Below are 12,435 nucleotides of genomic sequence, written 5' to 3'. Positions count from 1 at the left end.
GGCCCTCGGTCGTACCGTGGAAGACGTGCAGACGAGGCGCCGGCGGCGCTACTACTACGCCATGATGGGCGTGTGCCTGGGGCTGTTCGTGCTGGCCTGGGGCGTGGTGCGGTTCTTCTCGGTGGGAGCCGCGGTGGGGCTGTGCGTGGTCGCGATGGTCATCCCGCCGGCCGCCGCGGTGTTCGCCAACAAGCGGGACCCGGACGACGACTGGTGGAACGACCCGCGCTGGGAGGACCCGAAGTGGGACGAGCCCGGCCACGACCGGGACCGCCCCGACCACGAGGAACGGGACGGGCCCCGGTAGGCGGCCGGCCCTGGGGGTCGGCCCGGAAGCGGGTCCTAGTAGACGAGGGCCTGGACGCCGTCCGCCATGATCTCGCTGACGAAGACCTGCGCGCCCGCGATCCGGACGCCCTCGACGGTGTCCTTCTGCTCGATCCCGCGACGGGCCGCGCACTGGGTGCACAGCGTCACCGAGCCGGACGCCAGGATCGAGTCCAGCAGGTCCGGCAGCGGCGCGGCGTGCGGCAGCTCGAACTCCGCCGCCCTCCCCGGCACCGCGAACCAGGAGGACTCCCCGGTCAGCCACAGCGAGACGTCGATCCCGCTGGCGACGGCCACGGCCGCCACCGTGAAGGCTTGCGAGCACCGCTCGGGCGCGTCCGCCCCGGCGGTCACCTTGATGACGAGCTTCTTCGACATGGCGCCACCTTAGAGGTCCCGCCGCCCCCGTCCGCCGTCATCACGGAATCCCATGGGCAAACCTTGGACGGCGCCCCGGAGCGGCTGGGCAGGTCCTAGGGTGTGGCGGCGCGGAACCCGACGTGGTGGGGCTCACCGCGAACGGCCGTAGCACGCCGGATAGAGTGAGCGCGAGCAAAATCCACCACACTGTCTCTGCCTGGGAGCTCCCCCGTGACCGGTCTCGAATGGTTCTTCGATGGTCTGCTGGCCCTGATGGCCGTGCTGATCACTTGGTTCGCCATCTTCTCGGTGATGAAGCTGTACCAGGGCCAGCGCTGACCCTGCCGTACGGTTGAGGCAGACCGCACCGACCACGACAGCGACCAGGAACATGATCGAGATCCCCTCTGACCTCCACAGGGACGTCGTCCCGCTCGCCTTCCTCCTCGGTACCTGGGAGGGCGCGGGCGTTTACGACTTCCCCGGCACGGAGAAGTGCAACTTCGGCCAGGAGATCGTGATCCGGCACGACGGCCGTCCCTTCCTGGAGTTCCGCTCCCGCACCTGGGTGCTGGACGAGGAGGGTGAGAAGGTCCGTCCGCTGGAGAACGAGCACGCCTTCTGGCGCATCACCAGCAACCACGACGGCACCAGCGGTGTCCGCGGCATCGAGATCTCCTCGGTCCGCGACGACGGCACGGTCGAGATCTGGTACGGCGAGCTGGCCGACGGCAAGCCGCAGGTCGACGTCTCCACCGACGCGGTGGCCCGGATCGAGGGCTCCCCGGAGTACTCCGGCGGCAAGCGGCTGTACGGCTTCGTCAACGGCGAGCTGCTCTGGGTCGGCGAGAAGGCCGCCCCGAACGTGCCGCTGCGCCCGTACATGTCCGCGCAGCTGAAGAAGGTGCTCAGCCCGGCCCAGCTGATCAAGGACATCAACGACCTGCCGGACGACGGCATCGCGTTCTTCAAGTAGACGCAGCTCAAGTAGACGCAGCTCAAGTAGACGCGGCTCAAGCAGACGCAGCTCGAGAAGGCACGCCTCCTCCCCGGAGGAGCAATCCGTGCACGAGGTAGGGACCGGCCCCCGGCCGGTCCCTACACTTGCTTCAGGACCCCCGACCTTGGCAGGGACAGAACCGTGGCGGACACCGGCACCACCGACTGGCAGCTCTCCGGCGACTGGAAGACCGACCTGCGCGAGCGCGGCTACCGCCTCACGCCGCAGCGGCAGCTCGTGCTGGAGGCCGTGGACGTCCTCGACCACGCCACCCCGGACGACATCCTCTGCCACGTCCGCAAGACCGCCAGCGGCATCAACATCTCCACCGTCTACCGGACCCTGGAGCTGCTGGAGGAGCTGGGCCTGGTCTCGCACGCCCACCTCGGCCACGGCGCCCCGACCTACCACCTGGCCGGCCGCCACCACCACCTGCACCTGGTCTGCCGGGACTGCGAGAAGGTCACCGAGACCGACACCGAGATCGCCCAGCCGCTGATCGAGCGGCTGCGCGAGCAGCACGGCTTCGACACCGACCTCAAGCATTTCGCCATCTTCGGCCGCTGCGCCGACTGCGCCGCCGGGCGGGCCGACGAGCGGTCGTAAGCTGGCCGGTATGACCGGTGTGAAGAGCCCGCTGCTTGCCCTGCCCGGAGCCGTCCCCGCCGAGGGGGCCGACGAGGGCGTCGCCGCCCACTACGGCGACATCTTCCGTGAGCAACGGAACCTGTCGCGGGGCACCGGCTTCGTCGACCTCTCGCACCGCGGGGTGGTCACCGTCACCGGCGCGGACCGCCTCACCTGGCTGCACCTGCTGCTCACCCAGCACGTCAGCGGGCTGGAGCCGCAGCACGCCACCGAGGCGCTGGTGCTCTCCCCGAACGGACACGTCGAGCACGCGCTCTACCTGGTCGACGACGGCACCACCACCTGGGCGCACGTCGAGCCCGGCACCCAGGGCGCGCTGGTCGGCTACCTGGAGAGCATGAAGTTCTTCTACCGGGTGGAGGTCGCCGACGCGACCGCCGACTACGCCGTGGTCCACCTGCCGGCCGGCTCCACCGGCTCCGTGGAGGGCGCTGCCGCCGTCCGCGAACTCCCGTACGGCCGCGACCTGTTCGTTCCGCGCGCCGAGCTGGCGGAGCTCACCGCCGGGTACGGTCCGGCGGCCGGCGTCTGGGCGTACGAGGCGCTGCGGATCGAGGGCCACCGCCCCCGGCTCGGCTTCGAGACCGACCACCGGACCATCCCGCACGAGGTGGACTGGCTGCGCACCGCCGTCCACCTGCAGAAGGGCTGCTACCGCGGCCAGGAGACCGTCGCCCGGGTGCACAACCTGGGCCGCCCGCCGCGCCGGCTGGTCTTCCTGCACCTGGACGGCACCGAGGAGACGTTGCCCCCGCACGGCACCGAGGTGCGGCTCGCTACCGACCCGGACGGGCGGGCGCTGGGCTTCGTGACCTCCTCGGCCCGGCACCACGAGCTGGGGCCGATCGCGCTGGCGATCGTCAAGCGGAACGTCCCGGTGGACGCGGTGCTGCTGGCCGGCACGGTGCCGGGCACCCAGGACGTGATCGTCCCGCAGTAGTCCGGGCTCGCAGCAGTCCGGGCCCGCAAGGGCTCAGGGCGGCAGGCCTTCCGGGGCCTCAGACCTCGACGAGGACGGTGAACGGGCCGTCGTTCACCAGCGCCACCTGCATGTCGGCGCCGAACCGGCCCGTCTCCACCTTGGCGCCCAGCGCGCGAAGTTGGGCCACCACCTCGTCCACCAGCGGCTCGGCGACCGGCCCGGGGGCGGCGGCGGTCCAGGTGGGGCGGCGGCCCTTGCGGGCGTCGCCGTAGAGGGTGAACTGGCTGATCACCAGCAGTGGGCCGCCGATGTCGGAGCAACTCTGCTCCACGCCCTCGCCGTTGACCGGCAGGATCCGCAGCGTCCAGAGCTTGCGGGCCAGTTGGGCCGCCTTGGCCGGGGTGTCCTCGTGGGTCACGCCGACCAGGACGCAGAGCCCGGGCCCCTCGATCGCGCCGACGGTCTCTCCGGCCACGGTCACCCGGGCCTCGGTCACTCGCTGCACCACTGCTCGCATGCCGCCATTGTGCCGGAGCGCGCCACGGCCCCGTGGGGGCTCGGACCCGGCCGCGTAAAAAAGGGGTCGGGGGCGTACCCCTGGGGCGCGCAAACGGGTGGCGCACGCCGTGCAGTGCGCGCCTGCGCAGGTTCGGGCGCTGCTCTCCCTGCGGAAAGGCCCGGTCATATCAGCCACCCCCGTTCGCCAGGGGGCCGTTCGGGTGCACGGGCGGTGCGCGCGCGCCGGGTGGGGTGGCACGCTGGGGAACCGTACGAAGGGCCCGGCGCGCCTGGAGGTCCGCCGCACCGGGCCCGGGTTCGGCCGGGCGGTCGAGCCGGTAGGTCAGGCGTTCTGTCGGGGTCGCCCCGGCGGGTGGTCCCGGCCGGGGAGCGGAACCCTTCGGGGCCCCCGGGCGTGCCAACGGACGGGACGTGCGAGCCCGTCGGGGGACGGGCCGGACCGGCGGCAGGGACGGGGTGCCGCGAGCGGGCGGGATCGGACGACGGCAGGTGGGTTGGATGATGGACGCGAGCAGCGCGGCGTGGAGCCGTTCCGGACCGGTGGCGCAGGCCACCGGGGACCGGTCCCGGACGGCCGTCCGGGACGGCGAACCCGACCTGGAGGCGCTGGGCCTGGACCAGCTGCGGATCCTGCGCCGGGAGACCCTGGAGCAGGAGGCCGACCTGTCCTACCTGCGGCGGCTGCTGCACGGGCGGATGGACATCCTGCGCGCCGAGCTCGACCGGCGCCCCGGCGGCGGCCCCGCCCACCCCGCCCGGTCGGCCGGCGACGCGGGCGGCGACGGGGCCGGTGACGGGAGCGGCGCCCCGGTGGTCGACGAGGCGCCCGGCGGCTACCTGCTGGACCGGCTGCCGGCCATCCTGACCGATGCGCCCTCCACGGTGCGCCGCTCGGCCCGGCACGTCACCCTCGGCCCGCCGCGCACCCAGGAGTCCCAGCTGGAGGCGGACGCGCTGATGGGCGACGTCCAGCTCGCCGACCTGGCGGCCCACCCGGCGGAGGAGCTGCTGGCCGCCCTGGAGCGGCTGCGCGCCCACGAGCGCGAGGTCTCCGGCCGGCGCCAGCGGCTGCTGCGGACGGCGGACGGTTGCAATGCCGAGATCACCCGCAGGTACCGTGATGGGGAAGCACGGGTCGAGGACCTGCTCTCGGAGAGACCGCTCTGACCGGGTGAGTCGTCGCGGGGCGGGTGGGGTCCGGCTTCCTCCCGGCCCACCCTCGCCTCCGGAAGGCTCCGCGATGTCCCAGTCCGCCACCCCGCCCGTGCTCGCCGAGGTCATACGCTCGGGCTTCACCGAGGGCCGCCACCACGGCTCCCTGGTCCTGCTCGCCGCCGACGGGTCGGTGGAGTTCGCGCTCGGCGACCCCGACGCGCCGGTCTTCCCCCGCTCGACGGCCAAGCCGTTCCAGGCGGTGGCCACGCTCCGGGCCGGGCTGGCGATCGAGGGCGAGCTGCTGGCGCTGGCGGCTTCCAGCCACTCCGCAGAATCGTTTCACCTCGACGGGGTACGAGCCATCCTCGGCTCCGCCGGCCTCGACGAGTCGGCCCTGCGCACCCCGGCCGACCTGCCGCTGGACGAGACCGAGGCGGAGCTGCTGCTCGCGTCCGGCGGCCGGCGCGCCCCGATCCTGATGGACTGCTCCGGCAAGCACGCCGGCTGGCTGGCCGCCTGCGTCGCCAACGGCTGGGACACCGAGCACTACCTCGACCCGGCGCACCCGATCCAGGAGCTGGCCCGCGAGGCCCTCGCCGAGGGCACCGGCGAGACCCCCGCGCACACCGGGGTGGACGGCTGCGGCGCCCCGCTGCTCACCGTCTCGCTGACCGGCCTGGCCCGCGGCTACCGCGGCCTGGTGCTGGCCGCCGAGGGCACCCCGCAGCGCCGGGTGGCCGACGCCATGCGCGCCCACCCCGAGTACGTGGCCGGCACCCGCCGGGCCGACACCCTGCTGATGCGGGCCGTCCCGGGCACGCTGTCCAAGATGGGCGCCGAGGCCGTCCAGGTGGTCGCGCTGGCGGACGGCCGGGCGCTCGCCTTCAAGATCGACGACGGCTCCGAGCGGGCCCGCGGCCCGGTGCTGGCGGCGGCGCTGCGCCGGCTCGGGGTGACCGGGGCGGACGACGTGGTCGAGCGGATCGGCGCGGCCCCGCTGCTCGGCGGCGGCGTCCCGGTCGGCGGGGTCCGCGCGGCGTTCTGACGCCCTCCCGGACGCCCGTCGGCACCCGTCGGGGTGCAGGCCGGGCGGGGGCGGTGCACGGTGGACCGGGGGCCGTCGCACAGCTGAGGGAGTTCGCCATGACCGACCATGTGTACCGGGTGACCGAGATCGTCGGGTCCTCGCCCGAGAGCGTCGCCGCCGCGATCCGCAACGGGGTGGAGCGGGCCTCGCGGACCCTGCGCAACCTCGACTGGTTCGAGGTGACGCAGATCCGCGGCCACCTGGAGGACGGCGAGGTCAAGCACTTCCAGGTCGGCCTCAAGGTCGGCTTCCGGCTGGAGGACTGATCCCGGGGGCATGACGAAGGCCGGGGTCCGCGGACGAATCCGCGGACCCCGGCCCCAGGCTGTCCCGACCCGGGGCGTGTCTTGCGGGTCCTTGCCGGGTCCGCGCCGCCGGGGCACGCACCTCGCCGCGTTGTCGTCGGTCGCCAATGCTCCGCAGTGGCTTCCTCCTCCGCCTTGCGATGCACGCACCCCAACGCCGCGGCCTGATCCGACAAAACCCACAAGACACGCCCTACCCCGAACTCCCCCGAACGGACGAGGGGCGAACGGGATCGGAACGACGGCTCAGTGGCCGCCCTGCTCCGCCAGGCGCTTGATCGAAGCGGTGACCTCGGCCTCGGCCTCGACCCGGCCGACCCAGTTGGCGCCCTCGACCGACTTGCCCGGCTCCAGGTCCTTGTAGACCTCGAAGAAGTGCTGGATCTCCAGGCGGTCGAACTCCGACACGTGGTGGATGTCGCGCAGGTGCTCCCAGCGCGGGTCGGTCGCCGGGACGCAGAGCAGCTTGTCGTCGCCGCCCGCCTCGTCCGTCATCTTGAACATGCCGATGGCGCGGCACTTGATCAGGCAACCGGGGAAGGTCGGCTCGTCCAGGATGACCAGGGCGTCCAGCGGGTCACCGTCGTCCGCCAGGGTGCCCTCGACGTAGCCGTAGTCGGCCGGGTAGCGGGTCGACGTGAAGAGCATCCGGTCGAGCCGCAGACGGCCGGTCTCGTGGTCGACCTCGTACTTGTTACGAGAGCCCTTCGGGATTTCGATAAGGACGTCGAATTCCAACGGTTCCTCCAAGGTAGGGACTGACAGAATCCAAGTGTCTCCTACGGGAGTGAGTGCTGGGGAAAGGGGCCGGTCGGTGGGAGCTGGGGTGGGGGCGGCGCGCCGTCGCAGGGGGACGGCCGCCGGGTTGTTCGGAGCGGCCCTGCTGGTCGCCGGGACGGTGCTCGGTGCGGGCGGTGCGTACGCGCAGCCGTCCCCCTCGCCGGGCGGGCACAGCGCGGGGCAGGGCGAGGACGACAACAGCCAGGGCGACCAGGGCGGTCGTGACGGCCGCGACGGCCGTGACGGCCGCAAGGGCGAGCAGGGGAAGGGCAAGGCCGGTCCGAGCCAGAGCCCCGGCCGCCGGGCCGAGCCGCCCGCCGGCACGCCCGGGAGCAGCGGTGGCGGCAGTGGCAGCGGTTCGCCCGTCGCGCGCCCGGTGCCCGCGACGGGCGCCGTCCTGGCGGTCGCCGAGAGCGGTCCGGAGGCCGCCGTCCCCACCGCGCAGGGCCTCCAGCAGGCGCTGGCCCCCGTCCTCGCCGACAAGAGCCTGGGCACCGTGACCCTCGCCGTCGCGGACGCCGCCGGCGGTCAGCTCCTGTACGGCTCCGGCGAGAACACCCCGGCCACCCCCGCCTCCACCACCAAGCTGGCCACCTCGGTCGCGGCCCTGTCGCTGATCCCCGCCGACACCCGGCTCTCCACCCGGGTGGTCCGCGGTGCCGACCCGGGCAGCATCACCCTGGTCGGCGGCGGGGACCCGACGCTCACCGCGCTGCCCGCCGACCAGGTGCAGCTCGGCGGCGGGCCCGCCGACGCCGACACCGCGCCGGCCTCGCTGGAGGCGCTCGCCCGGCAGACCGCCACCGCGCTCAAGGCGGCCGGCACCACGACGGTCCGGCTGGACTACGACCTGTCGCTGTACCCCGACAGCACCCAGCAGCGGAAGCCCGACAACGAGAACCTCGCCCTGGTCGTCCCGCTGATGGTGGACGAGGCCAAGGTCGACCCGAAGAGCAAGGAGGAGGCCCCGGCCCGGGTCGCCGACCCGGCCGGCGCGGCCGCCACGGCCTTCGCCACGATGCTCGCCGCCCAGGGCGTCACCGTCGAGGGCAAGGCCAAGCCGGCCACCTCCCCGGCCGCCGCCGACGCCCCCGTCCTCGGCAAGGTCGACTCGCCGACCGTCGCCCGGCTGGTCGAGCGCCTGCTCACCACCTCGGACAACCAGCTCGCCGAGGCGATCGCCCGTCAGGTCGCCCTCGCCGGGCACCAGCCGGCCGGCTACGAGGGCGCGGCGGCCGCCGTCACCAAGGAGCTCGGCAGGCTCGGCGTGCCGATGACCGGCGTGGTCCTCAACGACGGCAGCGGCCTGAACACGGACAACCAGATCCCGCCCGCCGTCCTGGTCCGGATCCTCGCCCTGGCCGCCTCCGACCAGCACCCCGTACTGCGCCCGGTCCTCACCGGCCTCCCGGTGGCCGGCTTCACCGGCACCCTCAGCAAGCGCTTCGGCTCGGGCTCCGGCGCCGCCGACGCGGCCGGCCTGGTCCGCGCCAAGACCGGCACCCTCAGCGGCGTCAACACCCTCGCGGGCACCGCGGTCGACGCCGACGGCCGCCTGCTGGCCTTCGCCGTGATGACCCGCACCACCGCCCCGGCGGACACCGCCCGCGCCGCCATGGACCGGATCGCCGCCCGCCTCACCTCCTGCGGCTGCCACTGACCGACTCCTGGGCCCCGGCGCGCGGGCGGGTGGGGGAGCGGAGCGGGGCGTGCTGCTGGGGTGCTGGCGTCTCCGGCGGCCCGGCGGGCGGGGCGTCGGCCGCTGCCGCTCCGTCCGTGCGCCGACCTCGTCGCTGCCGGCCGCTGACTCGCCGTCCGTGCGGCGGCCTCGTCGCCTCCAGGCAGGGGCGTTCGGCGGGGGCTTCGGGGGCCCGGCGGTGGGGGGTTCGAGGGGGTTCGGGGGCGGGCAGGGTGTTGGTGGCGGGTGGCTGCCGTTGATGGTGGGGAGCACGTACGGTGAGGGCATGACGAGCGCGAGTGGCGGGGCTGACATGGTCGACTGGAATCTCGCGGTCGCAACTGCGACCAGGTTGGTGCGGCCCGGGCCGGAGGTGAGCCGGGCCGAGGCGGCGGCGGTCGTCGCCGAGCTGCGCCGGCACGCGCTGGAGGCCGAGGAGCACGTGCGGGCGTTCACCGGGATGCGGTCGAGCAGCCTGGCCGCGGCCGCCGCGACGCCGGTGCTGGTGGTGGACCGTCCGGGGTGGGTGCGGGCGAACGTGGCGGGCTTCCGTACGGTCGTCCAGCCGCTGGTGGAGAAGCTGCAGGCGCGGCGGGCGAACAGCGCGGCGGCGGGCGTCTTCGGGGCGGTGGGGGAGAAGGCGACCGGGATCGAGGTCGGGGCGCTGCTGGCCTTCATGGCGACCAAGGTGCTGGGCCAGTACGAGACCTTCGCCCCGGCCGAGCCCTCGCTGGAGGCGCCGGACAGCCCGGCGGCGCTGTTCGACAAGCCGCGGCTGGGCCCGGAGGGCCCCGGCCCGGGCCGGCTGCTGCTGGTGGCGCCGAACATCGTGCACGTCGAGCGGGAGCTGGACGTCGACCCGTCCGACTTCCGGCTCTGGGTCTGCCTGCACGAGGAGACCCACCGCACCCAGTTCACCGCGGTGCCGTGGCTGCGCGACCACATCCAGTCCGAGGTGCAGTCCTTCCTGGCCGAGACGGACGTGGACCCGGGCGCGCTGCTGGACCGACTGCGCGACGCGGCGGGCTCGCTGGGCGCCGGCCTGCCGGGTTCGGGTGGCCGGGAGGGCCGGGAGAGCGCCTCCGGCGGCAACCTGCTGGAGATCGTCCAGTCGCCCGCGCAGCGCGAGATCCTCGGTCGGCTGACGGCGGTGATGTCGCTGCTGGAGGGCCACGCGGACGTGGTGATGGACGGTGTCGGCCCGGCCGTGGTGCCGACCGTCGCGGAGATCCGGGAGAAGTTCCAGCAGCGCCGCGACCGCGGGGCGAACCGGCTGGACCTGATGCTGCGCCGTCTGCTGGGCATGGACGCCAAGCTGCGGCAGTACCAGGACGGCGCGGTGTTCGTCCGGGCCGTGGTGGGGGAGGTCGGCATGGAGGGCTTCAACCGGGTGTGGACGTCCCCGAACACCCTGCCGACCAAGGACGAGATCCACGACCCGGCCGCCTGGGTCGCCCGGGTGGGCCGCTGAGCGGCACCGGGAGGCCCCGATCGGGCATTCCCGGCGTGCTAGGGGACCGCCGTCGGTCGGCGGCGGTCAAACCCGCTCGTACGAGTGGTCCAATCGGGCAGATGGTGGGTGAAGATACGTTTCTCCATTCACCCGTACGTGGGACGGTGGTCGTACCGGTGGCGCGGGTGGCGTAGCGGCCCGCCACTTTCTGCCACCATCTGTGAGCGCCCGGTAACGCGGCGCTATGCAGCTGCGCGGCTCCGGCCGCCCGCCGCAGTCCTGTCCCCTCCGTCGAGGAGTCGTCCGCCGTGGGTCCTCACCCCGCCGTCGCAGCGATACGCCTGGCCGTTCGCCGTACGCTCACCGACCTCGCCGCCGAGGCCGGTTCCACCTTCACCGCGCCCGTGCGCGAACCCCGCGGACGCCCGGCCGGGGCGCCGCTGGTGGGTGCCGCCGTCGGCACCACCCTGATCGGCAACGCCGCCCGCCACCCCTCCGGGCTGCCCCGCACCCCGGCCGCCCCCGGCTCGCCGCTGGTCCTGGTCGCCGTCAGCGGCGGCGCGGACTCGATGGCCCTGGCCATCGCCGCCGCCTTCGAGGCCCCCAAGATCGGCCTGCGGGTCGGCGCCGTCACCGTCGACCACGGCCTGCAGGACGGCTCCGCCGACCGCGCCGCCCAGGTGGCCGAGCGCCTGCGCTCGCTGGGCCTGGACCCGGTCGAGGCCGTCCCGGTGCGGGTCGGCCGCTCCGGCGGCCCGGAGGCCGCCGCCCGGGACGCCCGCTACGCCGCCCTGGACGAGGCCGCCGAACGGCTCGGCGCGATCGCCGTGCTGCTCGGCCACACCCGGGACGACCAGGCCGAGACCGTGCTGCTGGGCCTGGCCCGCGGCTCCGGCTCGCGCTCGCTGGCCGGGATGCCGGCCCAGAAGGGCCGCTACCGCCGCCCGCTGCTGGAGCTGGACCGGGCGGCCACCCGGCAGGCCTGCTCCGCCCAGGCGATCCCGGTCTGGGACGACCCGCACAACTGTGATCCCGCCTACACCCGCTCCCGGGTCCGCCACGAGGTGCTGCCGGTGCTGGAGAAGCACCTCGGCGGCGGCGTGGTGGAGGCGCTGGCCCGGACCGCCCGGCTGTTCCGCGACGACGCCGACGCCCTCGACCAGTGGGCCTCTCTGGCCGAACGCGACCTCCGTACGGGCGAAGGCACCCTGGACGCCGTGAAACTGGCCGAACTGCCGTCCGCCGTGCGGCGCCGGGTGCTGCGCCGGGCCGCGTTGCGCGCGGGCTGTCCGGCCGGGGACCTGTTCGCCCGGCACCTGGAGACGGTGGACCTGCTGGTCACCGGATGGCGCGGCCAGGGTCCGCTGCACCTACCCGGGGGCGTCGAGGCCACCCGCAGGTGTGGCACGCTGGTCTTTCGGCGGCAGGGCGACTGAGGGCGAGGCATGTCCCGGGGGAGCCGGCCGTCGGCCATCCAGACCCCGAACGTTTGAGGACGTATCCCCGGTGGACCAGAACGACATGGGCGCTGACCTCGCGAAGGTGCTCATCAGCAAGGACGAGATCGACGCCAAGCTCCAGGAGCTGGCCGAGCGCATCGACCGGGACTACGCAGGCAAGGACCTGCTGATCGTCGGCGTCCTCAAGGGGGCCGTCATGGTGATGGCCGACCTGGCCCGGGCCCTGCACTCGCAGGTCACGATGGACTGGATGGCCGTCTCCTCGTACGGCATGGGGACCAAGTCCTCCGGTGTGGTGCGCATCCTGAAGGACCTGGACACCGACATCGCCGGCCGGGACGTCCTGATCGTCGAGGACATCATCGACTCCGGTCTGACGCTGTCCTGGCTGCTGGGCAACCTGGGCTCGCGCGGCCCGGCCTCGCTCGAGGTCTGCACCCTGCTCCGCAAGCCGGACGCGGCCAAGGTCGAGATCGACGTGAAGTACGTCGGTTTCGACATCCCCAACGAGTTCGTGGTCGGCTACGGCCTGGACTACGCGGAGAAGCTGCGTAACCTGCCCTTCATCGGGACCCTCGCCCCGCACGTCTACGGCGGCTGAGGGCTCCGTTCGGGCTATGGGCGGGAACAGTGGGTTGTTCCCGCCCGTTGGACCGGGGGACAAAGAAGCAAAGCTGTGTCGCCGTGCTCCCGCCATGGGTGGGTCCGACTGCGGTACGGTCCAATAAACGGCTCTTCACA

General features: G+C 73.7%; 14 protein-coding genes. 11 read left to right on the top strand and 3 right to left on the bottom strand.

Annotated features, from left to right (window positions below):
* The first annotated feature begins 61 nt into the window (after positions 1-61).
* Complete coding sequence (locus ACFVXG_RS08995) at positions 62-307, top strand: hypothetical protein (RefSeq protein ID WP_350509268.1); 246 nt, start codon at positions 62-64, stop codon at positions 305-307.
* Positions 308-342: 35 nt separating this feature from the next.
* Here the strand turns inward: ACFVXG_RS08995 and ACFVXG_RS08990 are convergent, their stop codons facing one another.
* Entirely contained in the window at positions 343-705 is a 363-nt protein-coding gene (locus tag ACFVXG_RS08990) for a DsrE family protein (RefSeq protein WP_387925684.1), read from the bottom strand.
* A gap of 373 nt (positions 706-1,078) precedes the next feature.
* Between ACFVXG_RS08990 and ACFVXG_RS08985 the strand changes: the two genes are divergently transcribed.
* The 3 genes from ACFVXG_RS08985 (at position 1,079) to ACFVXG_RS08975 (ending at position 3,275) form a co-directional block, all read left to right on the top strand.
* Positions 1,079-1,663, top strand: coding sequence for an FABP family protein (locus ACFVXG_RS08985; protein ID WP_380525370.1), 585 nt, complete (start codon positions 1,079-1,081; stop codon positions 1,661-1,663).
* A 165-nt stretch (positions 1,664-1,828) separates the two neighbouring features.
* Positions 1,829-2,293 (top strand): Fur family transcriptional regulator, encoded by a 465-nt coding sequence (locus tag ACFVXG_RS08980; protein ID WP_350509235.1) that lies wholly within the window; start codon positions 1,829-1,831, stop codon positions 2,291-2,293.
* 19 nt (positions 2,294-2,312) lie between these two features.
* Positions 2,313-3,275 (top strand): YgfZ/GcvT domain-containing protein, encoded by a 963-nt coding sequence (locus tag ACFVXG_RS08975; protein ID WP_387925771.1) that lies wholly within the window; start codon positions 2,313-2,315, stop codon positions 3,273-3,275.
* A 58-nt stretch (positions 3,276-3,333) separates the two neighbouring features.
* Here ACFVXG_RS08975 and dtd read toward each other — a convergent pair whose 3' ends face one another.
* The gene (gene dtd, locus ACFVXG_RS08970) at positions 3,334-3,774 is read right to left on the bottom strand and encodes a D-aminoacyl-tRNA deacylase (RefSeq protein ID WP_350509234.1); all 441 of its coding nucleotides are present in this window, start codon (positions 3,772-3,774) and stop codon (positions 3,334-3,336) included.
* A 500-nt stretch (positions 3,775-4,274) separates the two neighbouring features.
* Between dtd and ACFVXG_RS08965 the strand changes: the two genes are divergently transcribed.
* The 3 genes from ACFVXG_RS08965 (at position 4,275) to ACFVXG_RS08955 (ending at position 6,284) form a co-directional block, all read left to right on the top strand.
* A complete protein-coding gene (locus ACFVXG_RS08965) occupies positions 4,275-4,943 on the top strand; it encodes an ABC transporter substrate-binding protein (protein WP_387925681.1) in 669 nt (222 codons plus the stop codon).
* Between the two features lie 73 nt (positions 4,944-5,016).
* Entirely contained in the window at positions 5,017-5,976 is a 960-nt protein-coding gene (locus tag ACFVXG_RS08960) for an asparaginase (RefSeq protein WP_387925679.1), read from the top strand.
* 98 nt (positions 5,977-6,074) lie between these two features.
* A complete protein-coding gene (locus ACFVXG_RS08955; protein ID WP_350509231.1) occupies positions 6,075-6,284 on the top strand; it encodes a dodecin in 210 nt (69 codons plus the stop codon).
* 285 nt (positions 6,285-6,569) lie between these two features.
* On the opposite strand, the gene ACFVXG_RS08950 is transcribed toward ACFVXG_RS08955, so the two are convergent.
* Positions 6,570-7,061: an inorganic diphosphatase gene (locus ACFVXG_RS08950; RefSeq protein WP_387925677.1), complete on the bottom strand. Its 492-nt coding sequence runs from the start codon at positions 7,059-7,061 to the stop codon at positions 6,570-6,572.
* Between the two features lie 127 nt (positions 7,062-7,188).
* On the opposite strand from ACFVXG_RS08950, the gene dacB reads away from it, so the two are divergent.
* From dacB to hpt, 4 genes are all read left to right on the top strand, one after another.
* Complete coding sequence (gene dacB / locus ACFVXG_RS08945) at positions 7,189-8,763, top strand: D-alanyl-D-alanine carboxypeptidase/D-alanyl-D-alanine-endopeptidase (RefSeq protein WP_387925675.1); 1,575 nt, start codon at positions 7,189-7,191, stop codon at positions 8,761-8,763.
* Between the two features lie 304 nt (positions 8,764-9,067).
* On the top strand, positions 9,068-10,252 hold the full coding sequence (locus ACFVXG_RS08940; protein WP_387925673.1) for a zinc-dependent metalloprotease: 1,185 nt from the start codon (positions 9,068-9,070) through the stop codon (positions 10,250-10,252).
* Positions 10,253-10,542: 290 nt separating this feature from the next.
* Positions 10,543-11,670 carry a tRNA lysidine(34) synthetase TilS gene (gene tilS / locus ACFVXG_RS08935; protein WP_387925671.1) on the top strand — a complete coding sequence of 376 codons (1,128 nt, stop codon included), beginning with the start codon at positions 10,543-10,545 and terminating at the stop codon, positions 11,668-11,670.
* Positions 11,671-11,740: 70 nt separating this feature from the next.
* Positions 11,741-12,295 carry a hypoxanthine phosphoribosyltransferase gene (gene hpt, locus ACFVXG_RS08930; RefSeq protein WP_045692298.1) on the top strand — a complete coding sequence of 185 codons (555 nt, stop codon included), beginning with the start codon at positions 11,741-11,743 and terminating at the stop codon, positions 12,293-12,295.
* Positions 12,296-12,435: the final 140 nt, after the last annotated feature.

Origin of the sequence: Kitasatospora sp. NPDC058162, assembly GCF_042884005.1 — a bacterium.
GTDB lineage: Bacteria > Actinomycetota > Actinomycetes > Streptomycetales > Streptomycetaceae > Kitasatospora.
This window is presented reverse-complemented; position numbering and strand designations above follow the sequence as displayed.

What these genes read in the sequence shown, in the direction of transcription:
- ACFVXG_RS08965 (WP_387925681.1), top strand. Translation starts at nt 4,275, where the DNA reads ATGATGGACGCGAGCAGCGCGGCGTGGAGCCGTTCCGGACCGGTGGCG.
- ACFVXG_RS08960 (WP_387925679.1), top strand. Translation starts at nt 5,017, where the DNA reads ATGTCCCAGTCCGCCACCCCGCCCGTGCTCGCCGAGGTCATACGCTCG.
- dtd (WP_350509234.1), bottom strand. Translation starts at nt 3,774, where the DNA reads ATGCGAGCAGTGGTGCAGCGAGTGACCGAGGCCCGGGTGACCGTGGCC.
- ACFVXG_RS08995 (WP_350509268.1), top strand. Translation starts at nt 62, where the DNA reads ATGATGGGCGTGTGCCTGGGGCTGTTCGTGCTGGCCTGGGGCGTGGTG.
- ACFVXG_RS08955 (WP_350509231.1), top strand. Translation starts at nt 6,075, where the DNA reads ATGACCGACCATGTGTACCGGGTGACCGAGATCGTCGGGTCCTCGCCC.
- ACFVXG_RS08985 (WP_380525370.1), top strand. Translation starts at nt 1,079, where the DNA reads ATGATCGAGATCCCCTCTGACCTCCACAGGGACGTCGTCCCGCTCGCC.
- ACFVXG_RS08940 (WP_387925673.1), top strand. Translation starts at nt 9,068, where the DNA reads ATGACGAGCGCGAGTGGCGGGGCTGACATGGTCGACTGGAATCTCGCG.
- ACFVXG_RS08990 (WP_387925684.1), bottom strand. Translation starts at nt 705, where the DNA reads ATGTCGAAGAAGCTCGTCATCAAGGTGACCGCCGGGGCGGACGCGCCC.